Annotated in this window: 18 protein-coding genes and 2 pseudogenes; 7 read left to right on the forward strand and 13 right to left on the reverse strand. The window is 56.6% G+C overall.

What is annotated here, in order from left to right; genetic code table 11:
* Nucleotides 1-21 precede the first annotated feature (21 nt).
* Nucleotides 22-1719, reverse strand: a complete 1698-nt coding sequence (locus BOW53_RS01550; RefSeq protein ID WP_245831947.1) for a chloride channel protein — start codon at nucleotides 1717-1719, stop codon at nucleotides 22-24.
* 130 nt (nucleotides 1720-1849) lie between these two features.
* Here BOW53_RS01550 and BOW53_RS01555 point away from each other — a divergent pair, with 130 nt between their 5' ends.
* Nucleotides 1850-2563, forward strand: coding sequence for a class I SAM-dependent methyltransferase (locus BOW53_RS01555; protein WP_078485766.1), 714 nt, complete (start codon nucleotides 1850-1852; stop codon nucleotides 2561-2563).
* 4 nt (nucleotides 2564-2567) lie between these two features.
* Here BOW53_RS01555 and BOW53_RS01560 read toward each other — a convergent pair whose 3' ends face one another.
* Nucleotides 2568-3854 carry a sigma-54 interaction domain-containing protein gene (locus BOW53_RS01560; protein WP_245831949.1) on the reverse strand — a complete coding sequence of 429 codons (1287 nt, stop codon included), beginning with the start codon at nucleotides 3852-3854 and terminating at the stop codon, nucleotides 2568-2570.
* A gap of 851 nt (nucleotides 3855-4705) precedes the next feature.
* On the opposite strand from BOW53_RS01560, the gene BOW53_RS01565 reads away from it, so the two are divergent.
* From BOW53_RS01565 to BOW53_RS01575, 3 genes are read left to right on the forward strand one after another with little or no spacing between them, the layout of a single operon-like run.
* Nucleotides 4706-4954: a FeoA family protein gene (locus BOW53_RS01565; protein WP_078485767.1), complete on the forward strand. Its 249-nt coding sequence runs from the start codon at nucleotides 4706-4708 to the stop codon at nucleotides 4952-4954.
* Between the two features lie 51 nt (nucleotides 4955-5005).
* Nucleotides 5006-7318 carry a Fe(2+) transporter permease subunit FeoB gene (gene feoB, locus BOW53_RS01570; RefSeq protein ID WP_078485768.1) on the forward strand — a complete coding sequence of 771 codons (2313 nt, stop codon included), beginning with the start codon at nucleotides 5006-5008 and terminating at the stop codon, nucleotides 7316-7318.
* Nucleotides 7315-7590 carry a FeoC-like transcriptional regulator gene (locus tag BOW53_RS01575; protein ID WP_078485769.1) on the forward strand — a complete coding sequence of 92 codons (276 nt, stop codon included), beginning with the start codon at nucleotides 7315-7317 and terminating at the stop codon, nucleotides 7588-7590. Before feoB ends, BOW53_RS01575 begins: the two co-directional genes overlap by 4 nt.
* Nucleotides 7591-7803: 213 nt before the next feature.
* Here the strand turns inward: BOW53_RS01575 and BOW53_RS01580 are convergent, their stop codons facing one another.
* The 3 genes from BOW53_RS01580 to BOW53_RS01590 form a co-directional block, all read right to left on the reverse strand.
* On the reverse strand, nucleotides 7804-8406 hold the full coding sequence (locus tag BOW53_RS01580; RefSeq protein WP_078485770.1) for an SPOR domain-containing protein: 603 nt from the start codon (nucleotides 8404-8406) through the stop codon (nucleotides 7804-7806).
* Entirely contained in the window at nucleotides 8407-10167 is a 1761-nt protein-coding gene (gene argS, locus BOW53_RS01585) for an arginine--tRNA ligase (RefSeq protein ID WP_078485771.1), read from the reverse strand.
* A gap of 105 nt (nucleotides 10168-10272) precedes the next feature.
* Entirely contained in the window at nucleotides 10273-12489 is a 2217-nt protein-coding gene (locus BOW53_RS01590; RefSeq protein WP_078485772.1) for a primosomal protein N', read from the reverse strand.
* 740 nt (nucleotides 12490-13229) lie between these two features.
* Here BOW53_RS01590 and BOW53_RS13785 point away from each other — a divergent pair.
* Both BOW53_RS13785 and BOW53_RS13790 read left to right on the forward strand, forming a co-directional pair.
* A pseudogene (locus BOW53_RS13785) lies at nucleotides 13230-13280 on the forward strand (hypothetical protein); the annotation flags it as partial.
* A 56-nt stretch (nucleotides 13281-13336) separates the two neighbouring features.
* A pseudogene (locus tag BOW53_RS13790) lies at nucleotides 13337-13584 on the forward strand (fructosamine kinase family protein); the annotation flags it as partial.
* Nucleotides 13585-13645: 61 nt separating this feature from the next.
* Here BOW53_RS13790 and BOW53_RS01600 read toward each other — a convergent pair.
* The 4 genes from BOW53_RS01600 to BOW53_RS01615 all read right to left on the reverse strand — a co-directional run bounded on the left by BOW53_RS01600 (nucleotide 13646) and on the right by BOW53_RS01615 (nucleotide 17847).
* A complete protein-coding gene (locus BOW53_RS01600; protein WP_078485774.1) occupies nucleotides 13646-14425 on the reverse strand; it encodes an amino acid ABC transporter ATP-binding protein in 780 nt (259 codons plus the stop codon).
* Between the two features lie 26 nt (nucleotides 14426-14451).
* Nucleotides 14452-15549, reverse strand: a complete 1098-nt coding sequence (locus BOW53_RS01605) for an amino acid ABC transporter permease (RefSeq protein WP_078485775.1) — start codon at nucleotides 15547-15549, stop codon at nucleotides 14452-14454.
* Nucleotides 15550-15553: 4 nt separating this feature from the next.
* The gene (locus BOW53_RS01610) at nucleotides 15554-16744 is read right to left on the reverse strand and encodes an amino acid ABC transporter permease (protein ID WP_078485776.1); all 1191 of its coding nucleotides are present in this window, start codon (nucleotides 16742-16744) and stop codon (nucleotides 15554-15556) included.
* 83 nt (nucleotides 16745-16827) lie between these two features.
* Nucleotides 16828-17847, reverse strand: coding sequence for an amino acid ABC transporter substrate-binding protein (locus tag BOW53_RS01615; protein WP_078485789.1), 1020 nt, complete (start codon nucleotides 17845-17847; stop codon nucleotides 16828-16830).
* Between the two features lie 552 nt (nucleotides 17848-18399).
* Between BOW53_RS01615 and BOW53_RS01620 the strand changes: the two genes are divergently transcribed.
* Nucleotides 18400-20025, forward strand: coding sequence for a GAF and HD-GYP domain-containing protein (locus BOW53_RS01620; RefSeq protein WP_078485777.1), 1626 nt, complete (start codon nucleotides 18400-18402; stop codon nucleotides 20023-20025).
* Between the two features lie 89 nt (nucleotides 20026-20114).
* On the opposite strand, the gene BOW53_RS01625 is transcribed toward BOW53_RS01620, so the two are convergent.
* The 4 genes from BOW53_RS01625 to BOW53_RS01640 are packed head-to-tail and all read right to left on the reverse strand — an operon-like array spanning nucleotide 20115 to nucleotide 24289.
* Nucleotides 20115-21044, reverse strand: a complete 930-nt coding sequence (locus tag BOW53_RS01625; protein ID WP_078485778.1) for a M48 family metalloprotease — start codon at nucleotides 21042-21044, stop codon at nucleotides 20115-20117.
* An 18-nt stretch (nucleotides 21045-21062) separates the two neighbouring features.
* Nucleotides 21063-21656, reverse strand: coding sequence for an SH3 domain-containing protein (locus BOW53_RS01630; protein ID WP_135606953.1), 594 nt, complete (start codon nucleotides 21654-21656; stop codon nucleotides 21063-21065).
* Nucleotides 21657-21668: 12 nt separating this feature from the next.
* The gene (locus tag BOW53_RS01635) at nucleotides 21669-23522 is read right to left on the reverse strand and encodes a CHASE2 domain-containing protein (protein ID WP_078485780.1); all 1854 of its coding nucleotides are present in this window, start codon (nucleotides 23520-23522) and stop codon (nucleotides 21669-21671) included.
* A complete protein-coding gene (locus BOW53_RS01640; protein WP_078485781.1) occupies nucleotides 23519-24289 on the reverse strand; it encodes a DUF3530 family protein in 771 nt (256 codons plus the stop codon). Before BOW53_RS01640 ends, BOW53_RS01635 begins: the two co-directional genes overlap by 4 nt.
* Nucleotides 24290-24484 lie beyond the last annotated feature (195 nt).

The following is a 24484-nucleotide window of genomic DNA, read 5'->3' on the forward strand; positions in this document are numbered from 1 at the left end:
CATCGCAGTATATTTTCTTCTTTAATAACGATAGGCCGACTCCACCTGTTCCCGGGTCAGCACGCCATATATTCGTTGAATTCCGGGAGCGGTGGTGCGCTCGACATAGAGCGACTGAACACCACGACTCTCCAGCAACTCCATCGCCTCCTGCAGGGTTGCCTGTATATGAACCGGGGCCACTTCGTCCCTGCGGGCCGGAATCGCCATCAGGTCTATCTCCTGCACCTCCTGGTTTTCCTGAAGAAAGCGGGCAAGATCCAGCGCCGGCATCAGCGCCACAGGCCCTTCCTCTCCCTGCACCAGCAACCACTCCGGGCCCTTCTCCAGCAGCGTCTCCGCGTCTGAACGCTCCACCACACTGTCGGGGCGCTCAAAACTTTTACCCATCACACTGGCCACACCGATGCGACGCAGCGCCTGCATCACCGGGTTTGCGTTGTAGTCCAGGCCACTGGCCTTGAGCATGGTGATAAAGAGGGATTCCTTGCGGAACAGCTCACTGGCGGTCAGCGCCGCCACCACGATCACCAGCATCCCAGGCATGATAATCTGCGGACTGTGTGTCAACTCCATCATTGCGGTCAGCGCCGCCAGGGGCGCCTGGAGACTGGCCCCCATCATCGCCCCCATACCCAGCAGTGCGTAGAAACTGACATCGATCTGCATCTGCGGCAGTATCATCTGCACGGACAACCCCATGAGACTGCCCAGGGTCGCACCGATAAAAAGCGAGGGCCCAATCATGCCGCCAGGGATCCCCATACCGACACTGGCCACCGTGGCCAGCAACTTGGTAATCGTCAAAACGGCCAGCAGGGCAAGGCCAATCTCTCCAAGCAGCGCCGCATTGACCGTGTCGTAACCGATACCCATCACCTCGGGAACCACCATTGCAAACAGACCGACGATGACCCCTGCCAGGGTGGCGCGCCACCAGAAGGGGACATTCCGTGCCCGCACCGCCACGCTTTCAATCATCTGGTTGAAGAGGGATGAAAACATGCCGACAACCAACCCAAGCAACAGGACCAGGGGCATCTCTCCTAAAGAACCAAGTTGCATTTCAGGTACCGCAAAAGCCGGCTCGCCGCCGAATACGCTGTAGGAAACGGCAGTGGCACTCACAGCAGCCAGAATGACCGGAATGAAACTGGCCAGGGTGTACTCCATCATCACCACCTCCAGCGCGAAGATCACACCGGCCAGGGGCGTATTGAACGAAGCGGCAATGCCGGCAGCTGTACCGCAACCCACCATGGTGCGAATGCTGTTGTTGGGCAGGGTCAGGTACTGGCCCAGCAGGCTGCCGGAAGCAGCACCCAGGTAGATGTGAGACCCTTCACGCCCCACCGAGTGTCCGCTGATGATGGCTACTGCCGCACCAACAAACTGAAGCACGAATTCACGCAGGGTGAGGTGCCCCTGATGATAGGCCATACGCTCCATCACCCGCGCTACGCCCAGTACGTGAAGCCCGTTGGCGTGCCGATAGAAGATCCAGCCGATAATCGCCCCACCCACAACCGGCAGAAGGAAACGCGCCCACAGCGGCAGTGCCTCGTAGTTCTCTGAAAGGCCACCCGGAAGAAAACCGGCCTGGGCACCCTCCACCGCGACACGAAAAGCGACGATGATGCCTCCGGCCAGCAGTCCCGTGACCAGCCCCAGCAGGGCCAACTGGATCAGCGCATCGGGACGGGACAGGTGCAGACGCAACTCGTCCAGCCGTTCTGCCAGCCACTCCAGTGTCTTGTTCTTAATAATGCTTCATCCTGTATCAAGCTCTGTTCAAAAGCTTACGCGAAAGCTACATTAACGCCTTCCCGTCATTACCGAAAGTCAACCCATGCAGATCCACAATGCAAACGCCTACCGCGAAGCGAGCGAACTGGAGATCATCGAGCAGTACCTCCCCATAGAGGGCGGTGAAATCCTGGAACTGGGCTGCGGACGTGCCTGGATGACACGACAGATCGCCCAACGCTTCCACCCCGCACATGTTGTCGCTACCGAGGTGGACCGCATACAGCACGAAAAGAATCTGCAGATCGATGACCTGCCCAATGTCACCTTTGTCTACGGCGGCGCCGAGCAGATCGACCTTCCAGACAGCAGTATTGATATCGCCATCATGCTGAAATCCCTGCACCACGTTCCACGGGAACTGATGGACCAGGGCCTGTCCGAAGTCGCCAGGATTCTCAAGCCAGGGGGACTCGCCTACATATCCAAACCGGTATACCAGGGCGCATTCAACGATATCCTCAAACTCTTCAATGACGAAAAGGAGGTTCGGAAACTCGCCTTTTCAGCGGTCCGGCGGGCAGTGCAGAACGGCAGTCTGGAACTGGTGGAACAGATCTTTTTCAACTCGCCAGGCCACTATGCCGACTTTGCGGAGTTCGAAGCCCGCATGCTCAATGTGACCCATACCGAGCACCGGATTGACGAGCCGCTCTATCGTCAAATAAAGGCGGCCTTCGAAGCCCACATGACCCCTGGGGGCGCAGACTTTCTCAAACCGTCCCGGGTAGATCTGCTACGCAAGCCACATCAATAGCCTATCAGGATCTGGCCTTCTGAAGCTTTCGAAACAGGGTCCTCTCACTGATACCGAGCCGCTCAGCCAAAGCCTTGCGGTCACCACCGAATTGCTTGCTAGCCTGCTCAAGATAGCGCCGCTCAACTTCCTCCAGGGAGAGCAGGCCATCTTCCGCCTCTACTGAAAACTCCCCTGCCCCATACGGCCTACGGCACTCATCTGGAAGATGCTCCGGTCGGATCTCATCCCCATCGGCCATCAGCGCAGCACGCTCGAGGATGTTTCTCAGCTCTCGGATATTCCCGGGAAAGGCGTATCCCGAAAGACAGGCGATAGCGTCCGACGAGAGTCTCTTGCCTTCTGCCACCTTGATCCGCTTGAGCAGACTCGCAGCCAACAGCGGCAGGTCATCGATGCGCGCCTGAAGGGAGGGGAGTTCGATGGGAAAGGTACTTATCCTGTAGTAGAGATCCTGCCTGAAACGCCCTTCCTCGACCATCTGCTTGAGATCCCGGTGCGTGGCACAAACGAGACGGAAATCAGCCTGCTGCGGGTCAACGCTACCGACCCTACGGTAGGTGCCGGTTTCCAACAGGCGTAGCAACTTCACCTGCAGGGGCAGGGGAATGTCTCCTATCTCGTCCAGAAAGAGCGTACCCCCGCGAGCAGACTCCACAAGACCCGTCTTGGCTGCATGGGCACCGGTAAACGCTCCTTTTTCATGCCCGAACAGTTGGCTCTCGAACAGGGACTCCGTCAATCCTGAACACTCCACCGGCACAAACAATGCGCGGTTTCTCGGACTCAGATCGTGAATCGCCTGGGCCACCAGTTCCTTACCGGTCCCGGATTCCCCGAGCAGCAAGGCAGCCGTTTCACTGGGTGCAACACGTTGAACGAGTTCCAGCATCCGGTTGAAGGCCTCGGAACGGCCAACCATCCCTTCTTCGTCCACATGAGCACTAGCCGCCCTGGAATGCCGGATGATCTCGATGTAATAGAGCAGGTCTCCCGAATCCTCATCGAATATGGCTCTGCCTTCCACTTCCACATGCTCATCACCCCGGGGAGAGTGGTGTATATGCAGTACCCGCTGAGGCTCCCGCAATTCCAGACCCCCCTTCAACGGACAGATATCATGCACTCCTGAACAGGGCTTCGTGGAACCATGGGAGATTTCGTAGCAGTAGCGCCCGAGAACCTCACGACCCTCATAGTTCCGACGGTAACAGCGATTGGCGGCGAGCACACGATAATCGGGGGAAAGTAGGATTGCAGGCTCCTCAAGCGTGTCCAGCAGTTGAGCCATACCACTATCGATTAAACGGTCAGAACCGGGGATCGACATAATGAAAGACCACATGAATGTCATTAATGGCGGTCAGTATACCAAATAATGCCATTTTTGGCATTTTGCGAAGAAGATATCGTTTACCGATTGACTGGACATATCCTTCAAGGCGCTTTAATTACACGGACTTGGAAGCCATATTCGCAATTCACACCAAACTGGCACGCAATCTGCAGAATCAATATCGGCGAAAGGATACTCCATCCCTTTCGGGTCATGAGTTTTGACCATCCAACGCAGAACGGAGCAGCAGCCGAACCGCAGATTTGCGTTATGAACCTTCATATCGCATCTCCTCCACCTTCAGCCGCCCAAATATTGGGCGGCTTTTTTATGTACAGGATGTACGGTATGCCGCGGGCGCAGGGATGCGCAGGAGCGGCGCTGCACAGGGATGTGCTTATGCCGTGGAGCACATGGATGTGCGGGAACGGCGGGCCATGCATGGCACCACGCCCCATTTAATGCGCAGATGCACAGGAACGGCGCTGTACAGGGATGGCCTTATGCCGCGGGTGCAGGGATACACTGGAGCGGTCTTGATCCAATCACCAGCTGTGCAATGACCCCATTCGCCGCGAGGCACGGCTCCCACGGGGATAGGGACGAAGTAGGATGCCAAAGCCAGGGAGCGGCGATGCACGGTATACCGCGGAGATCATGTTTTCCCCGCACAAAAGACCATAACCACCCCAACATTAATAATAATCAATATTATTTCTATTCAGATAGAAGCAAATCAGTTGTCCCTGATATTTATAGGTGATATTCTTACAAATAGTAATCATTCACATTTGTGGTTGGCAGTAATGAATGCTCAAAAAGAAGTAACCCCCCTCGACCGTCTCGATGTAGGGACCCAGGCAAGAATCGCGGAAATCCATGGCGACCGCGCCATGGCAAGACGCCTGCTGAGTCTTGGCCTGAGAGTAGGCTCTGAGATCAGTGTCGTGCAGCACCGCAAACGCGGCGTGGTGGTCGCCAGTGCCGGCACCCGCGTCGCCCTCGGTGCCTGCATTGCCGACAAACTGCTGATGCAGACCATCGACAACCACTGACCGGAACCCAGAGCTCACACCCCGACCACTGCGCAATTTTCGGAGAATTACGTGATCAACATCGCCCTGGGGGGCAACCCCAACTGCGGCAAGTCCGCGATTTTTAATGCGTTAACCGGGATCCGGCAGAAAACCGGAAACTGGCCGGGCGTGACCGTTGATCGAAAAGAGGGCCGCTTCAGCCTGGAGGGTGACGAGTTCACTATTGTCGACCTGCCCGGCATCTACTCCCTCGACGCCTCCTCGCTAGACGAACAGGTAACCCGAGACTACCTGCTCTCCAGGGATGCCAGCCTCATCATCAACGTAATCGACGCATCGAACCTGGAGCGTAATCTCTACTTCACCGTGCAACTGCGAGAGATGGGCATCCCAATGGTGATCGCCCTCAATATGATGGACGTTGCCCGAAGCCGCGGCATCAAGGTCGATATTCAAAAGCTCAGTGAGGAACTAGGATGCCCGGTAGTACCCGTGGTGGCAACCACCGGCGAAGGCCTGCCGGCCCTGAAACAGCAGATCAGGCTGGTCGCCGGAGATGAGCACGCCGTCAACTTCGAGGTGGCACACGAAGATACTGTTGAGCAGGCTATCGTGGACCTGGAACCCCATTTCAGCGACAGCTCCGACAAGGCCAACCACCGCTGGCTCAGCCTGAAACTCCTGGAAGGTGACGAGCACGCCTGCTCCCTGGTGAATGAAGATATAGCCGGACTGGCACAGGGCTGGCGCAAGAAAATTGCAGACCGGGCCGGGGAAGAGGCCGACATCCATATCGCGGATGCACGCTACGGCCATGCACACGCCCTGACCCAGCGGGTCACAAGAGAACAGGGCAAACTGGGAAAAACATTGTCGGACCGTATCGACAAGGTGGTCCTCAACCGCATTGCCGGCATCCCCATCTTCCTCGCCGTGATGTACCTGATGTTCATGTTCACCATCAACATCGGCGGCGCTTTTATCGACTTTTTCGACATCGCCCTGGGCGCGGTTGCTGTTGACGGGCTCGGCGGCTGGATGCGCTCCATTGGCTCACCTGAATGGCTTACCGTGCTGATTGCAGAGGGCATCGGCGGGGGTATTCAGGTGGTCTCCACCTTCATCCCGATCATCGCCTGTCTCTACCTATTCCTCTCCATCCTGGAAGATACCGGCTACATGGCCCGCGCCGCCTTCGTCATGGACCGGGCGATGCGCACCATGGGCCTTCCCGGAAAGGCCTTCGCCCCCCTCATTGTGGGCTTTGGCTGCAATGTACCCGCCGTCATGGCAACCCGCACCCTGGAGAACCAGAGAGAGCGCAAACTCACCATCCTGATGAATCCGTTCATGTCCTGCGGTGCCCGGCTGCCGGTATATGCCCTATTCGTGGCCGCCTTTTTCCCGACTAACGGGCAGAACCTGGTTTTCCTGCTTTACCTCATCGGTATAGCCGTAGCCGTACTCACCGGCATGATCATGCGCCGCACCCTGCTTTCCGGAGACAGCACCGGCTTCATGATGGAGCTCCCCCCCTACCACCTGCCCACGGCCAAGGGGGTCGCCCTGCGCACCTGGGACCGCGTAAAGCTGTTCATCCGCGACGCAGGCAAGGTGATTATCGTCATGGTGGTGATCATCAATGTGCTTAACTCCATTGGCACCGATGGCTCCTTCGGCAACAACGACAGCGAAAACTCCGTTTTGAGCCATACCGCAAAAGCACTGACCCCCGCCCTCTCCCCCATGGGCATAGAGGAGGACAACTGGCCGGCCACCATTGGCATCTTCACCGGCGTCCTGGCAAAGGAGGTCGTGGTCGGCACCCTGGACACCCTCTACAGTCAGCTTGCAGAAGAGGCCCTGGGAGAGCGTCCTGAAGAAACACCACCCACCTTATGGGAGAGCCTTGCGGAGGCTGCAGCGACGGTCCCTGGGAACCTTGCCGCCCTGAGCGACACCCTACTCGACCCCTTGAGCCTTGATGTGGGCGACGTCAGCAGCCTGGAAGTCGCAGCTGAAGAACAGGAGGTAACCACCGGTACCTTCGGCGCCATGGCAGCCCGCTTCGATGGGCAGGCCGGCGCCTTTACCTACCTGCTGTTCATCCTGCTCTACTCCCCCTGTGTCGCAACAATGGGCGCCATCAAGCGGGAGTCGGGAGGACCCTGGACCCTTTTCGTAATCGCCTGGACCACCGGCATCGCCTTTACCCTCTCCACGGTCTTCTACCAGGGCGCCACCTTCGAACAGCATCCCGGCAGCTCCATGGCCTGGATTATCGGGCTCTCCCTGTTCGTAGCTATAGTGGTGGTTGGACTTCGTATATGGAGCAGGCAGGGCGAGGCGAGCCCCGCCCAACCCAGCGGAGCCCAGGCATGATCCTCTCGGATATCAGGCAGTACCTACTGCAGCGCGGCCATGCCAGCCTGTCAGATATCGCCACCCACTTCGATAGCAACCCGGACGCGGTACGCGGCATGCTCGAAACCTGGATTCGCAAAGGGAAGGTTCGTAAAAGGCTGGCCAACAGCGATTGCGGCAGCAGTTGCTGTCAGTGCGATGCGGCTGCAGTGGAAATCTATGAATGGATCGATGCTCAAAAGGTCGCTAGCGAACACCCATTGCCGCTACCCACATTCTGCAAGCACTGACATTTCTGCGCAGAAGCCCAGCACCCCCCCAGGCACAAGTCCCCAGGGGAGATAACACCTCGCATTCTCTAATCGACCGGAGGAACTGGCTCCTTGGGTTGTCGGTCAATTATGTAGGATTGTCTAGTGGGAGGGCCGCCCTCGGCCCGATAGCGGCAACATAATCAAGCATCAAATCTAAAACAGGCCCCATTCGCCGCGGAGGCGCGGCTCCTACTTCTTTAGCTTGATGACCAGGCTGTTGATATTGTTCTCTTTCAAACGGGCTCGCAGCGTATTGACCTGTTCACGGCCATAAGGGCCGCTGCGTACCCGGTGAAAGGTATCCGAACCGTTCACGTTGACGGTCTGAATCTCCGCCTCGATGCCGACCAGGGCCAGGCTCGCTTTCAGGCGATCGGCGTCTGAATGTTTTCTGAAAGAGCCCATCTGCAACATGTAGCCGGTATCCGGCCTGGGCTTGGCAACGGGTGCAGCACCTGCGACTACAGGGGCCTGAAGTTCGGGTTCCGGAACAACAACCTCCATCTCGGGGAGAATCGTGTAGAAGTCGAAGCGGGGCTTTTGCGCAGCAGGCTCAGGCGCTTTTTTCGGCTTGGGCTTCGGCTTGGGCTTCGGCTTTGCCTGCTGAGTCGGTTTGGCCGCAGGGGGCACACTGCGCTGGGTAAGCATGCCTTCACCCGCACCGAACTTGAGCCAGACCAAGCCACTGGCAAACAACCCTACCAGGAGTCCGCCGACAAACCAGACCCAGCCCGGCGTCTGATTCTTCTTCTTTCTCTGACCTGAAGCGCGGCTTTTGTAATCCCTTGGCATTTACATCCTCTCCGGCGCCGAAACCCCTATCAGGTTCAGGCCATTGCGCAGTACCTGGCGCACCGCCAGGATCAGCTTGATACGGGCATCACGCAACGCCGTGTCGTCCACCAGGAACTGGTGGGCGTTGTAGTAAGTATGGAAATCGTTTGCCAGTTCACGCAGGTAGTGTGTGAGCTGATGGGGCTCTTCATTCAGCGCAGAGGCTTCCACCACTTCAGGGTAGCGTGCCATGGTCTTCATCAGGACCAGTTCGTAACTCTCTTCCAGCCGCTCGAGGTTCTCAGCCCCCTGGGACACTTCGACATCCATACCCTTCTCGGCCGCCTGCTGCAGCACACTGCAGACCCGGGCATGGGCATACTGAACGTAGTAGACCGGGTTCTCATTCGACTGCGACTTGGCCAGGTCCAGGTCGAAATCCATGTGCTGTTCACACTTGCGCATGACATAGAAGAAACGCGCTGCGTCGGCACCGACCTCCTTGCGCAGCTCACGCAAAGTAACGAATTCACCGGAACGGGTGGACATCTGCACCTTCTCACCGCCGCGATAGAGCACGGCGAACTGAACCAGCAGCACATCCAGCTTGGATGCATCGTCGCCCAGTGCCTCCAGCGCTGCCTTCACCCGGGGCACATAACCGTGATGGTCTGCACCCCAGACATCGATCACCCGGTCGAAGCCGCGTTCCAGCTTGTCCATGTGATAGGCGATATCCGAAGCGAAGTAGGTGGTCTGACCGTTATCGCGCACGACCACGCGATCCTTCTCGTCGCCGAAGTCAGTGGAGCGGAACCACATGGCGCCACCCTTTTCGTAAAGGTAGCCGCTGTTGCGCAACCGCTCGATAGCCTTGTTGACGGCGCCAGACTCAGTGAGGCTGCGCTCGGAGTACCATTCCTCGTAGTTGACGCCGAACAGCCCCAGGTCATCACGGATATCGCCGAGGATGGTGTTGAGGGCCAGCTCGAAAACGAAGCGGTAGCGGTTGTCACCGAGCAGCTGTTTTGCCTGGCCGATCAGTCCATCGATATGCTTCTCCTTGTCTCCACCGGCGGGCTCATCAGCCGGAACACCAGCAAACACATCTTCGGCACGCTGCTTGTAGGCCTCTTCGTGCTCCCGGTGCAATGTGGCAGCGATATCCCAGATGTAGTCACCCTTGTAACCGTTGGCGGGGAAGGTCAGCTCCTCGTCACATAACTCCAGGTAGCGGAGCCAGACACTGGTGGCCAGGATATCCATCTGGCGGCCTGCATCATTGACGTAATACTCGCGATGCACATCGTAACCCACCGCTCCAAGCAGATCCGCAACCACCGCCCCGTAGGCGGCACCACGACCGTGCCCCACATGCAGGGGGCCAGTGGGATTGGCCGAGACGAACTCGACCTGTACCCGTTTGTCTTTTCCGATCTCGCTGCGGCCAAAACCATGGCCCTGCTCGATAATCCCGGGTACCAGTGAATGATAGGCGCCGGAGGCCAGGTAGAAATTGATGAACCCCGGACCTGCGATCTCAACCTTCTCGACCAGGGCAGAAGCCGGAATCGCCGCTATCAGCTTCTCGGCAAGGTCCCTCGGTTTGGCACGGGCCACCTTTGCCAACACCATCGCCACGTTGCAGGCGAAGTCGCCATGACGTTCGTCCCGGGCGCGCTCGATCACCGGCTGAGGAATCTGGTCGGCGGGAATGATCCCCTCGGCGGCTATCTGCTCTAGGGCCTGGAACATCAACTGCTGAATTTGGGCTTTCATTTTCTACCTAGGGCCTGTTGACGCGAAACCGGGAAGGATACCAGGAAACCATTAACCTTAGAATCCTGGCCAGGCCTCCTCGACACGGCATACCTGGCTGTCATGTCAAAAGACCTCCTGGGGATCGACGTCGATGGACCACCTCACCTGGCGGGCTGATTTCAAGCCCTGGAGCCGGGGCACCCAGGCGGAAAGCAGTTTCTGCAATCGCCCCCGATCAGCAGCCTGGAGCAGAAGGTGCGCACGATAACGTCCCGCCCGGCGCTCCATGGGTGCCGGTACCGGCCCCCAGTATTCGACCTTGTTATCCCCCTGCTCTCGGGCCAGTGAAAGCGCCTCATCCAAAAACCGCTGGGCCGCATCAGCTTTGGTCGCCTCGGACCGCAACAGCGCCTGGTAACTGAAGGGCGGCAACTCCGCCTCGCGCCGCTCATCCAGGGCTGCCGTGGCAAAGGCATCATATCCTTCCCGGATCAGGGTATGCAGCAAGGGGTGATCCGGGTGCCTGGTCTGAATCACCACGCGCCCCCGCTTCTCAGCCCTACCGGCCCGACCTGCCACCTGAATGATAAGCTGGGCCATGCGCTCAGCTGCCCGGTAATCTGCTCCGAACAGCCCCTGGTCCACATCCAGTATTGCCGCGAGGGTGACGTTCGGAAAGTGGTGCCCCTTTGCCAGCATCTGGGTTCCGATCAATAGTGAGTACTTACCTTCCCTGATCTCGCCCAGCAACGATTCGAGACTGCCTTTACGGCGTGTCGTATCCCGGTCGATACGGGCAATTCCCGCCTCCGGAAAATGCGCCCTGAGCACCTCTTCCAGGCGCTCTGTCCCCTGGCCCATAGGCTTCAGTTGATCACCGCCACACTCCGGGCACTTCGGTTCCAACCGGCGCTGGGATCCGCAGTGATGACACCAAAGCAGTTGACTCCCCATGTGCAACGTCATTCGCGCATCACACCGGCGACAGACTGATATCCAGCCGCAATCGTGACAGGTTACCACCGGCGCATAACCCCGCCGATTGAGAAACAGCAGTACCTGGTTTCCACTGTCCAACTGCTCTTTGAGCATACGCATCAGGGTGGGAGAGAGTCCCGCCTCCAATCGAACGGAGCGCACATCGATCAGGTCCATATCGGGTGATTGCGCCCCCCCTGCCCGTAGCGGCAGCTTCAAATGCTGGTAACGACCGGACAGCGCATTGTTCATGCTCTCCAACGATGGCGTGGCGGAGCCGAGCACCACAGGACAGTTTCCCCGCTGCCCCCGGATAACTGCCATGTCCCTCGCCGAGTAGCGAAAACCATCCTGTTGCTTGAACGACAGATCGTGCTCCTCGTCCACGATGATCAGCCCCAGTTCAGGCATTGGAGTATAGAGCGCCGAGCGTGTGCCAAGAACCACCCTGCCCCGGCCCAGGCGCGCCTCGTGCCAGGCCGCCTCCCGTTGGGTATCCGAAAGCCCTGAATGCATTAATGAGAGGGGCACGGCAAGCCTGCGCCGGAAACGTCGCAACAGTTGCGGGGTGAGTCCAATCTCCGGCACCAGCACCAGCACCTGCAGGCCCTGTGCAATCACCTGTTCAATCAGGCTCAAGTAGACCTCTGTCTTACCGCTGCCGGTCACCCCGTCCAGCAGATAGACTGCGAAGTGGCTCAACCCCCGCTGAATCTCATCCACCGCTGCCTGCTGCATGGGGTTGAGTTCGGGCGCCATGTTCCGGGTTGCAGAAAAACCGGAGACCTCGGCCACTGGCTCAATTTCACAAGGCTCTACCCACCCTTTCTTCTCCAACCTGCGCAGAACGTCACGGCATTCGTCACACTGTTCATAGAGTTCCTCCCTGGAGAGTCCACCGGGCGCCTCCCTGATTGCATGAAGAACCGCCAACTGTCTTGGCGCCCGATGAAGCGTCTCCGACCTTACGGCATCACCCTCGGTGGTCAGGCGCCAACCGGAACGCTTGCTGGTCACCGGCCGCTCGCCTTTTCTGAGACGAACGGGCAATGCGGTAGAGATCACCTCCCCCAGCGGATGGAGATAGTACTGGGCCGCCCAGCGAAGCAGCGCTAGGTCCTCCTGCTGAAACAGAGGCGCTTCATCCAATACCCTGACCACCCGTTTAAGACGTGACCGGGGTACGTCACTCTCTTCCACAACCGCCAGCAACACGCCACACCGCTCCCCCCTGCCAAATGGCACTACCACCCGAACCCCGGGAGAGCAGGTCTCCAATTGGGTTTCTCCGGGCGCAAGGTAATCGAAAACACCGTAAAGGGGAGCAGGGACTGCGACGCGAAAAAAGGAGGAATCAGACATGCACGCACTCTACCCCACTTACCGCTTTTCCTTAAGAGCCAAAATAATCAAATCACGGTAACTGCTTAATGCGAAGAGAGGTTTTTCTTTATCCACAATTTCTGTGGATAACTTTGTGGAGTAATTGCTGAAATTCCGTCCCAGGCCTGTAAATGATTGCATTTTTGTTAAATTGCCAATAAATCATACAGCAATACTAATTCCTTAAAATTCAGCGACATAAAGCATATTAACGACTTCTTATTGTGCAAGCGCGAAAAAATGTCCACTGAATTTTGAATAGCGCACTGATATTGTGCATAACAGTGGTTTTAACCCTATCTGCAGCCGGCTGCCGTCAACCCGGTCGTACCAATAATCAGCAAACGGTTCCAAGCTCCAGCGTAACTGCGTAAGATCCTGGGTATACGGCCAAGAGGCCCTATAGACCGGACATGAGGATAGTGGCGGATCTTCAGCAGCAGATACTGCGTACCGATGCAGCCGGCATACCCCTTGAATGGATCGATTACCGGAACGCGGTACGCCTCTATTTCCTCGACCAGGTCGCTTACAGTTGCGGCCAGGTACTCTACCGTATTCACGGCGGAATCAACGCCATCACCCGTCAGCGCAGCATTGTTGAAGTCAACACCATCATCGCCACCTACGGCAACAGCCAGGTCATGGATAAGATGCGACGGGATTACACCCCACCTCTCAACAACCACACCCTGTTCCAACGCGACGGTTACCTCTGCATGTATTGCGGGGAGCATTATTTAAAGCGCCAACTCTCCCGCGACCACGTCACTCCATTGTCAAAGGGCGGTCCCAATCACTGGAACAACGTGGTCACCCCCCCTCGGACAGCTGGATCGAATTCTGGCGGGAACAGCGCTTGGGATTCCAGCTTGGACTGGCTGCCGAAAATGGATTCGGCAGGGATTTCTATGCGGCCTACCGCGAGAGCCATCCCCTGGATCCGGGCTACAGCAGCCGAAAGCATCTCTACAACCTCTACCACATCCTGAATCATGCCAACATATTCGGGGCGGCTATGTCTCCCAGGCACAGGGCATGATCGACCGGCTACTCTCGGAGCTTGGCCACTAGTTTTCGTAAACAGTATGCGGATACTCGGCGTTGGCTCCCAAATGAGCGCCAGGCAAAGCGCTTAGTGTGTCAGGATCTGGCTCAGGAACAACTTGGTACGATCATGCTGAGGATTGTTGAAGAACGCCACAGGCTCATTCTCTTCAATGATCTCCCCACCATCCATGAAGATCACCCGGTTGGCCACGGTCTTGGCGAACCCCATCTCGTGGGTCACACAGAGCATGGTCATACCGGTCTCTGCCAGCTGCACCATGGTATCAAGCACCTCCTTGATCATCTCCGGATCAAGAGCGGAAGTCGGTTCATCGAAGAGCATGATGCTGGGGTTCATGCAGAGGCTGCGTGCAATGGCCACGCGTTGCTGCTGACCGCCTGAGAGCTGACCGGGGTACTTTTTCGCCTGTTCCGGGATTTTTACCTTCTCCAGGTATTTCATGGCAGCCTCTTCCGCCTCCTTGCGGGGCATTTTGCGCACCCAGATCGGCGCCAGGCAGCAGTTCTCCAGGACCGTCAGGTGTGGAAAGAGGTTGAAGTGCTGGAACACCATGCCCACCTCCTTGCGTACCTGGTCGATATGCTTGATATCGTCGGTCAACTCGGTACCGTCAACGATGATCTGCCCCCGCTGGTGCTCCTCCAGACGGTTGATGCAGCGGATCATGGTGGACTTGCCTGAACCTGAAGGGCCGCAGATCACGATGCGCTCCCCCTTGCGAACCTTCAGGCTGATATCCTTCAGCACATGGAATTCGCCATACCACTTGTGCATGCCGTTGATCTCGATCACCACGCCCTCGGATATGGACATGCCCTTGGTTGCGTTATCGGTTTCAGACATCACTTGTCTCCAGCAAAATTCATTTTTTAGCGGGCATGGCCCGTGTGCAGTTTGCGCTCCAGTGACTGGCTGTAACGTGACATGCCAAAGCAGAAGATCCAGAAGATCAGCGCGGCAAAGATATAGCCTTCGATGGAGAAGCCCAGCCAGTTGGAATCGGTTATCGCGGTCTGCACCATGCCCAACAGGTCGAACAGGCCGATAATCAATACCAGCGTGGTGTCCTTGAACAACGCGATGAAGGTATTGACGATACCGGGGATAACCAGCTTCAGCGCCTGGGGCAGGATAATCAACCCTATGCTCTTCCAATAATTGAGTCCCAGGGCCTCGGCCGCCTCGTACTGGCCTTTCGGGATCGCCGCCAGGCCACCCCGCACCACCTCGGCCATGTAGGCGGACTGAAACAGCACGATACCGATCATGGCCCGCAGCAGCTTGTCGAAGTGGCTCCCTTCGGGCAGAAACAGGGGCAGCATCACCGATACCATGAACAGCACCGTGATCAACGGCACGCCCCGCCAGAACTCGATAAACACCACGCATACCGACTTGACGATGGGCATCTTTGAACGGCGCCCAAGCGCAAGCACGATACCGATGGGCAGGGAAGCCACGATCCCGACGCCTGAAAGAACCAGGGTCAGGGTGAGACCGCCCCACCTGCTGGTATCAATAGCTTCAAGCCCAAAGCTGCCACCGGCGAAAAGGTAGTAAGCAACTATCGGGTAGATAAACAGGATGACTGCTGCCAGTATCCCTTTGTGATGAAAACGCTCGATAAACAGCGGTATCGCCAGCAGTACGAGCAGGCCGAAGGCGAGATTGATGCGCCAGTACTCTTCGGCTGGATAGAGCCCATACATGAACTGGTCGAAGCGCACATTGACGAAAACCCAACAGGCGCCACCACTGGTGCAGGCCTCGCGGGAATCGCCGAACCAATCCGCCTTGATAAAGGCCCAATCAATCAGTGGCGGTATGGTGAGGTAAATCAGATAGGCCGCCAGCAGTGTGAATCCCGCATTCAACCAGGTAGAGAACAGTTTGGTCCGAAGCCAACCGATGACACCCACGTTTGTGATCGGTGGCGGCAAGTCAGGATGTGGAACGTGTTCTTTCATTGCGCTATCTCTCCACCAGCTGCTTGCGCTTGTTATACCAGTTCATGAACAGCGAGATGGCTAGGCTGATGGTCAAATAGACCGCCATGGTCATGGCGATCACCTCCACAGCCTGCCCGGTCTGGTTGAGCGTGGTGCCGGCAAAAACCGCCACCAGGTCCGGGTATCCGATTGCTGTAGCAAGGGATGAGTTCTTGGTCAGGTTGAGATACTGGCTGGTCAGCTGGGGAATGATCACCCGCAGGGCCTGGGGAATAATGACCAGGCGCAGGGTAACACCAGGACGCAGCCCCAATGAGTAGGCTGCTTCGGTCTGACCATGGCTCACTGCCAGAATACCGGAGCGTACGGCCTCCGCAATAAATGCGCCGGTGTAGATACTCAAGGCCATCAAAAGAGCCGCCAGTTCCGGGATAATCACCATCCCGCCCTTGAAGTTGAATCCCTTAAGCGCCGGATAATCCCAGCTCAACGGCATACCCATGGCAAGGAAGGCCAGTAGCGGCAAACCGATCAGAATACCCAGGGAGACATAGACGGTGTGGAACTGCTGACCGGTTGCCTCCTGGCGACGGTGAGCCCAGCGCGCCAGGACAACCACTGTTACGATAGCAACCGCAATGGCCACCATAACCAGCCAGAACCCCTCCTCAAGGACCGGCGAGGGGAGATAGAAGCCGCGGTTGTTCAGGAAAAAAGATTCGCCGACGCTCAGGCTCTGCTTTGGCCTGGGCAGAGGTTGAAGTACTGCAAAGTACCAAAACATGATCTGCAGCAGCAGCGGAATATTGCGAAAAGTCTCGATGTAGACGGTAGCAATGCGGGCAATGAGCCAGTTGCGCGAGAGTCTTGCGACACCCATCACGAAACCGATCAAGGTGGCCAGGATGATACCCAGTCCGGATACCAGGATGGTGTTTAACAGGCCGACAAAAAAGGTGCGGCCATAAGTATGGGTTTCACTGTACTCGATCAGGGATTGAAGAATCCCGAACCCGGCCTCCAGGGAAAGAAATCCGAAACCGGTACTGATACCCCGCTCCTCGAGATTGTGCAGGGTATTGGTAAACAGGTAGTAGCCGACCATACAAAGGGCCAGCACGAGAAGCGCCTGAAAAACGACGGCCCGGAAAGCCGGTCGCCGCCAGAGTGCAGCTTGGGCAGGAGTACTCTCCTGCTGCTGTTCGTCTGCCATAGGAGATGACCTTATGGAGCGATGATTTGGAACAAGCCGCCGGGCAGCAACCCGGCGGCTCTCGTCATACAGCTAGACCGATATTAACGAATCGGCGGTGCGTACTGAAGACCGCCCTTGTTCCAGAGGGCGTTCTGGCCACGGGCAATCTTGAGCGGGCTGCTCATGCCCACGTTGCGCTCGAAGGCTTCGGAGTAGTTACCAACGTCCTTGATGATGCTGGCTGCCCAGCCATCTTGCAGGCCGAGCCCCTTGCCCTTGATGCCTTCCAGGCCGAGCAGACGGCGGATATTGGGATCCTTGCTCTCCATCATCTTGGCGACATTGCCGGAGTTCACACCCAGCTCTTCAGCGTTGAGCATGGCATGCAGTGACCAGCGAACGATATTGAACCACTCGTCGTCACCCTGTGCGACCACGGGACCCAGGGGCTCCTTGGAGATCACTTCAGGCAGTACCATGGCGCTGCCGGGATCCTTCAGCTGGATACGCAGTGCATAGAGCTGGGATTGGTCGGAGGTAAGCGCATCACAACGTCCGGCTTCGAACGCCTTCACGGTTTCGTCAGACTTGTCGAAGGTAATGGGGGTGTAGGACATCTTGTTTGCACGGAAGTAGTCCGCCAGGTTCAGTTCGGTGGTGGTACCGGCCTGGATACAGAAGGATGCACCATCCAGCTCCAGGGCACTCTTGACTCCCAGGTCCTTCGCAACCAGAAAGCCCTGACCGTCGTAGTAGTTCACACCGGCGAAGTTGAGACCCAGGGAGGTATCGCGGGTGAGTGTCCAGGTGGTATTGCGCGAGAGCATGTCCACCTCGCCGGACTGCAGGGCGGTAAAACGCTCCTTGGCAGTCAACGGACTGTACTTCACCTTGTCTGCACTACCAAACACTGCAGCAGCAACAGCACGGCAGATATCCACATCAAGGCCGGCCCAGTTGCCCTTGTCGTCAGCACTGGAGAATCCAGCCAGGCCTGTACTCACACCACACTGAACAAAACCTTTTTTCTTTACCGAGTCGAGGGTGGCACCTGCTTGTGCCGTGGTTGAAAAAGCAGTGGCCAGCGCCACGGCTGATGCGATTGCATAGATCTTCTTCATAATCTCCGTCATCCTTTCTTATAACTGCAAGTGAATGAGACCGGGCGACTCTGCCATTGCCTTAATTTTCACTGGCAATCGCTGGCGCACGGAAGCGACAAACATAAATGCAAATTTTATTCCTACTACTTCACGCCCCTAAACAGCACCCCATAAGGTCATTTCATTGGGAATTTAGGGTTGCAAGTTCTAGCACTCTAGCCCGACCCATAACGTCCTGCAAGTGCATCTTATGCATCTATCATCTTGAAATTCCACCCTATCTCAGTATATTATGTAGTATTCTCCATGCCTCACAATTTTATCCCGCAACAAACACAGTGAAGCCCCGCCTCTTTCCGCTTGCTGTTATCACGAAAGACAAGTGCGCCACAATGGCGTGCATACCCGCACCAAACATAGTCATATCAGGATGCCTGTTCTTAATATTCAGAACCCAGCTTCCCAAAAAGTAAAAAAAGGGGACAAAACCTGAAAATCAACTGTGAAACATCCACATCACTGGCTATTTTTAGAGTGGGGAACAATCAGATTCGCTACCGGAAAAAGACAATGGGCTCATCCAACTCACTGATTGATCGACTGCACCGTCTCAACGATATCGGCATCGCCCTGTCAGCAGAACGGGATACACCAAAACTGCTCGAGCGGATTCTCGAAAATGCGCGCTCCCTTACCCATGCAGACGGTGGCACCATCTATCTTGTGTCAGAAGAGGATAAGTGCCTCAACTTCAAAATAATGATGACCGACTCCCTGGGCATCCACTGGAGTGAAGCCCTGGACAGCTCTACCCAAAAATACCCGTGCCTGCCCCTCTACCAGGCAGACGGAAGCCCCAACGACCACCTTGTTGCCACCCACTGTGCCACCTCATGCAAATCCATCAATATCCCTGATGTCTATGCAACTGAAAACGGCTTCGACTTCACTGGCACCCACCAGTTCGACCAGCGCTTCGGCTACCGCTCAAAGTCTTTCATTGCCGTACCCATGGCCAACAACGACGGCGAGGTCATCGGTGTAGTACAACTCATCAATGCCCTGGATTCCAATACTGGTGAAGTGGTCCCTTTCAGCAAAGATGACCGGAAACTGGTCGAATCCCTGGCCTCCCAGGCCGCCGTCGCCGTGACCAACCAGCGCTTTATCGATGATCAGCGCCAGTTGTTCGAGTCCCTGGTCAAGATGATCAGTGACGTGATCGACGAGCGTTCACCCTTCACTGCCGGACACAGCAAACGTGTGTCAGCACTAACACTGCTTCTGGCTGAAGCGGCCAACAACAACAATGACCCAGAAACCCATTTCAAAATGGAGGATGAGGACCGATATGAACTGGAGATTGCAGGTTGGCTACACGACTGCGGGAAGATAACCACACCGGATCACCTGCTGGACAAGTCGACCAAGCTCCAGACCCGCTTCGACCGCATCAAGGTGGTTGAGCTGCGCACGGAGATTCTCAAGCGGGATGCCTACATCGACTACCTGAATCAGACCAACGACACCACCGACAGCAAGGAGCTAGACAGGATCAAACTACGGTACGAGGAGAAAAAACAGCGACTCGATGAAGACTTCAATTTTCTGCGCACGATGAACATCGGCGGCGAGTTTCTGCACGATAAAGCTATCGCGCGCATTCATGAAATAGGCGACCGCCACTGGCTCAACAGTGGCGGCGAATTAGAGAGCTTTCTCTCCCCGGAGGAAATTGAATACCTGTGCGTGCGCAAGGGCACGCTGAGCGACATAGAACGAAAGAAGATCAACAACCACATCAACGCGTCGATATTCATACTCAACGGACTACGCTTCCCCCCCTACCTGAAAAACGTACCGGAATACGCCGGCGGCCATCATGAGCATATCGACGGCACCGGGTACCCGAACGGGCTTAAAGGGGACCAGATGTCGATACCTGCCCGCATCATGGCCATTGCAGATGTTTTCGAAGCCATTACTGCCCACGACCGCCCTTATCGCGATCCAATCATGCTTTCCAATGCCCTGAAGATCCTGTGTCGCATGCGGCTCGATGGCCATCTGGACGGCAAGCTGGTGGATCTGTTCATAAAAGGGAAGGTTTACCTGCAATACGCCGAGAAGTTCCTGCATAAATCACAGATAGACGAAGTGGATGAAAGCCAACTGCCGGGCTACAACCCGGATTGAATAAGTGCATCTCTCAGCGCAAACCTCCTCAACAACAGGTTTGCACCCATGCACTTATCTAAGCCGCCCCCTCTGGCTTCTGTATCCTGCTATCGATCCATCCAGTGCCGGTGAATTGCCGAGGTCTCCGCTTGATAACGTTCCCGGAGAAACGGACCCTCTGCATAATCAGCCAGCGGATCCACCGTCACCTCCAGTTCATCCAATCGCTGACCAGGAGAGGGATGAGTCTTGAACATAAAGCTCAAAGAGCCGTCATCAGGATTGACCGTCGCTAGCCGCTGCATCACGTGGTGGAGACCGAAGGGCTCGTATCCGGCTCTTGCGGAAAGTACCGCACCCATTCGATCAGTCTCGTATTCGTCATCCTTGTCCAGGCCGCGGGCATACAACTCCCTGCTGCCGGCCAGCACCTTATTCAGGGTATCCTTGTGATCCGTTTTCACCGCCGCCGATACCAGGTTCGCAGAGAGATCCAGGCGTGCGTTTTTCTTGACCGCCGCAAGGTAATGACGCTGCACCACGTGGGCACACTCATGGGCCAGCACTGGTGCCAGTTCCGCCTCATTATCCAGCTGTAAGAGCAGCCCCTTGGTGACAAACACGAAACCACCCGGCGCCGCGAAAGAATTGATGTCATCAACATCCAGTACAGCGAAGCGCCACTCCAGGTCAGGGCGCTCCGTCTGCTGTGCGACCCAGTACCCGACACGGTTCACATAGTACTGAACCTTTGCATCCTGAAGCAGAGGAGCCGCCCCCAGGAGAACCGACGACGACTCGACACCAATGGCCCGCTCTTCTTTGGGGTCTACATCCCCAAACGCATCCTTGGCAGATTTGGCAGACTCTATAATGCTGGTGAGATCGATGCTTTGTGTATTACCACCCTTTTCTCCCTGGTTACCAAGCCTCCCGCCAAACATCGACTTGAACTGATCAAAAGGACCTGCCACCAGGTCTCCCGTGACTGCAATAAAAAGGGCAAGCGCCACAGATAAAATGCGCTGGTATCTCATTTTAATCTCCTCCACCCATTAATCTCCTCCACCCAGGCCTATAGGAAAAGGACTCTTTTTCTTGAACTCAGCCGACTCTTCCTGGGATTTTGCTCCTCCTGAAAAGAAGCCCCCACTCTTCTCTTCCTCCACATAGGCCACTTCTTTTGCTACCAATCCCCCTTCTGCAGCAAACTGCTTCGCCTCTTCGAGATCGGCCTTGAACCAGTCCAGGTCTCTCACAGCCTTGTGATTGGGAGTCGCATTCATGACATCTGCCGAATCCAGCCCACGAATCCCGGTGGCGGCTGTAACCCCGGTATACCCTGAGCGCCCGGTGGTTAGAAAGTTGAACGCTGCACTGACATCCTCACCTGCGGTGCTCTCGCTTTCCACGCCCTTGGCTTCGAAACGCAGCGCGGTCATCCGCACCCAGCCCTCCTGCTCGCCGAACTGGGCCTGGCACCAGCCACCTTTCCGGTTCACAACCATAAGTGAGGATTCGGACATCAGCTTGGCCACAACAGCCGCATCGCGATAGGGAGCATCTCTCAGCTCAGTCGCCCGTACCACCGTGGCCAACTGCCCCCCCCAAATGCTGAAGCAGATAGAAGCAATAACAACACAAGACACGCTATTGTCCTGTTAATCATCGGACTTCCCCTTCGGCTCGAACAGGTGAACCTGCTCGGTACGCCCCTTTACGCTAAACAGACCGTGATCGACAAAATCAAATTCATTGCCACAGCGCATTCGCGTAGCCTCGGATACCAGAATCCGCGCCAGCCCCTTGGTTTCCCCCTCGATTCGGCTGGCCAGATTCACGGTGTCTCCAATAGCAGTATAGTCAAAGCGATTCTCCGAACCGATGAAACCGACCACGGCGTCTCCGCTGTGAATACCGATCCCAACATCCAGCTTGCTGAATTCACCACCGTATTCCCGGCGAAACGCCATCAGCGCAGTCTCCATTGCCATGGCGGCCCGTACCGGGTTGACCGCCTGATTCTCGTCCGGAACCGGCGCGCCCCAGAAGGCCATGATCGCATCGCCGATAAACTTGTCCATGGTGCCGCCGTGATTGAAGATCACGTGAACCTGGCGGCTGAAGTAGTCATTCAAAAGCCTCACTACCTCCTCCGGCGTGTGGGCCTCTGAGAGGGTTGTAAAGCTGCGAATATCGGAGAAGAGGACGGTCAACTCCCTCGATTGCCCCTTTCCCTCGGACAGGGGTTCTTCGCTGTCCACCAGTTCCTTCACGACCCTGGGGTCGAGAAAGCGTTGAAACATGGCCACCGAACGCTCCCTGCTGCGATGCTCCTGCCAGTACCAGTAGGAGAGTGCAACAGATGCACCATAATAGAGCCAGGCAAAAACCAACGGCGTCGCCAGTGGCACAAAGCGACGCTGCTCCAGAAGCAGATAGCCCCCGATCGCCATCACGATACTCAGAAACAGCAGAATAATTCCGATAAACAGCGGCGAACTGCCGACACGCAGCAGCATGTAAAGAACAAGCAGCAACACGATGGCAATCACCAACCTAACGCCCTGGGGAATGTCGTGCAGATAATTGCCATTCTTGAGGTTGTCTATGGCTGTCGCCAGGATCTCCACCGCCGGCATCCGGCTGCTTATGGGCGTGGCCCGCAGGTCATGTAGTGCCGAGGCGGCGGAACCGACGATCACGATCTTGTCCCTGAACTCATCCTGCGGCCGTTGAGGAATGCGCCTTCCGAGATCCGTGAATACATCGGCATAGGAGACCCGGTTGTAGCTCAGGGCCGGCCCCCGCCAGTTGAGAAGAATATCCTGGGCAGCTGGCAGCCTGTAACCGAGCAGCTTGGCGACTTTTGCAGGCATTGATGGCAGACGCCAGCCATACGCATCGATAAACAGATCGTATCGCCGTCCCACACCATCCGAATCCTCGTTGAAATTGATGGTGCCGATTCGCCCGGTGAGTGCCAATCCGGAAATCGGCAGCAGCAGGGAAACATGCGCATCGGGATCAGCCGGGCCTGTCGCTTCGAATCCCAGCGCCTCGCCATATTTTGCCAAATCCAGGCCGAGGGAATCCTGCGCGCCCTGCAGCCGTTGAAAGGCAAAGAAAACATTGTCGTGAGCCTGGGCTGTTTCGACCAGGTAGTGATCCCCCTCCTGCTGAATCAGGTCGGGGTCACTGAACATGATATCGAAGACGACAACCTTCACACCCTGGCCGACCAACCCCTCGATCAGTTCAGCATGGACCGACCTTGGCCAGGGATAGCGCCCCAGTTCCGGGGCCAGTTCAGCGAGACTACGCTCATCGATATCCACAATCACGATATCCCGGTCCGGTTGCTGGGTGGTGGCATGATAACGATGAAACAGATCTCCCAAGCGCATGTCGAACCAGTTGAGACTGTGCAGCCAACCGACCTCAACCAGGACTGACAGCAGGAAAACCAGCGTCAGCCAGTGAAGAATCCCCTTGGCGCTTACTTTTTCAATCATTCGGATAGACTCTTTCGCATCCAGTCCCGTATGGTTCCGACAAGGTGCCGCTCCCTCCCCGTGAAGAAGTGATCTGCACCCACCACTTCGCGTTGTCGGTAATGGCTATTCCCACCCTCACGGGCTGCCTCCACACGGTCAACCGTACTTTCCAGAACGGAATCGATATCCCGGCTTCCGTACAGATCGAGTATCGGTATATTGATCTTTTTCAAGGCCTCCAGGGTGTTCGGAGCGCCCTGTGCAGGCAGTCCAACTGCAACAAACGCCTTGATCTCACCGGGTACACCAGCCCCCAGAAACTCGGCCCCCGCCCGTGCACCGAGACCATGCCCCAGCAGCACCAGGTCGGTGATTTTTCTCTGCTTGAAATACTCCACCGCAAACTTGATCCGGGGAAAAGATTCCGGAATCAGCTCCCGGTACAGCCACGGCGGCGCATCCTTCGCCGCCACCGGAAGCTGAATGGAGAGGGTCTCCCAACCGGATTCCGGCAGTTCCATGCGCAGAGGACTGATGACATACCTCCAGTCCGGATGCGCCTCCCTGTCGTGCAGCAAAATGACGCCGCCACGACGTGCCCCGGCGTCCACTTCAGAATGAATTGCCAGAAACGTCGTATCCCCTGTTTTCAGGCGAATGGGGTTTCCCCCGGCAATAGAATCCTCGATCTCGGAAGCGATGAGGTGCTCCCTCACCAGATCCGAAGCACTGGCAAGCACCCAGAAAATACAGAGCACAGAAAAGAAAAAAGCTTTCAGGTGCATGGAGTTATCCTTTTTATCCCCCACTCCCTAATGAAGAGTATAGGCGAGGTTAAGAGCGGCTCTCCGGAGCCACCCCCTGCCGGGTCCTAAGATTATCTTATGGAACCCATAAATAGACCTATTCAATCAAGAAGTTACTGGGTGAAAAAAGCCAACGCTTGGGGTAAAGTGCCTGCTCTAAAATTTTTTGGTTGC

This window comes from Solemya velesiana gill symbiont (assembly GCF_002020805.1).
In the GTDB taxonomy this organism is placed as follows: domain Bacteria; phylum Pseudomonadota; class Gammaproteobacteria; order Chromatiales; family Chromatiaceae; genus Sedimenticola_A.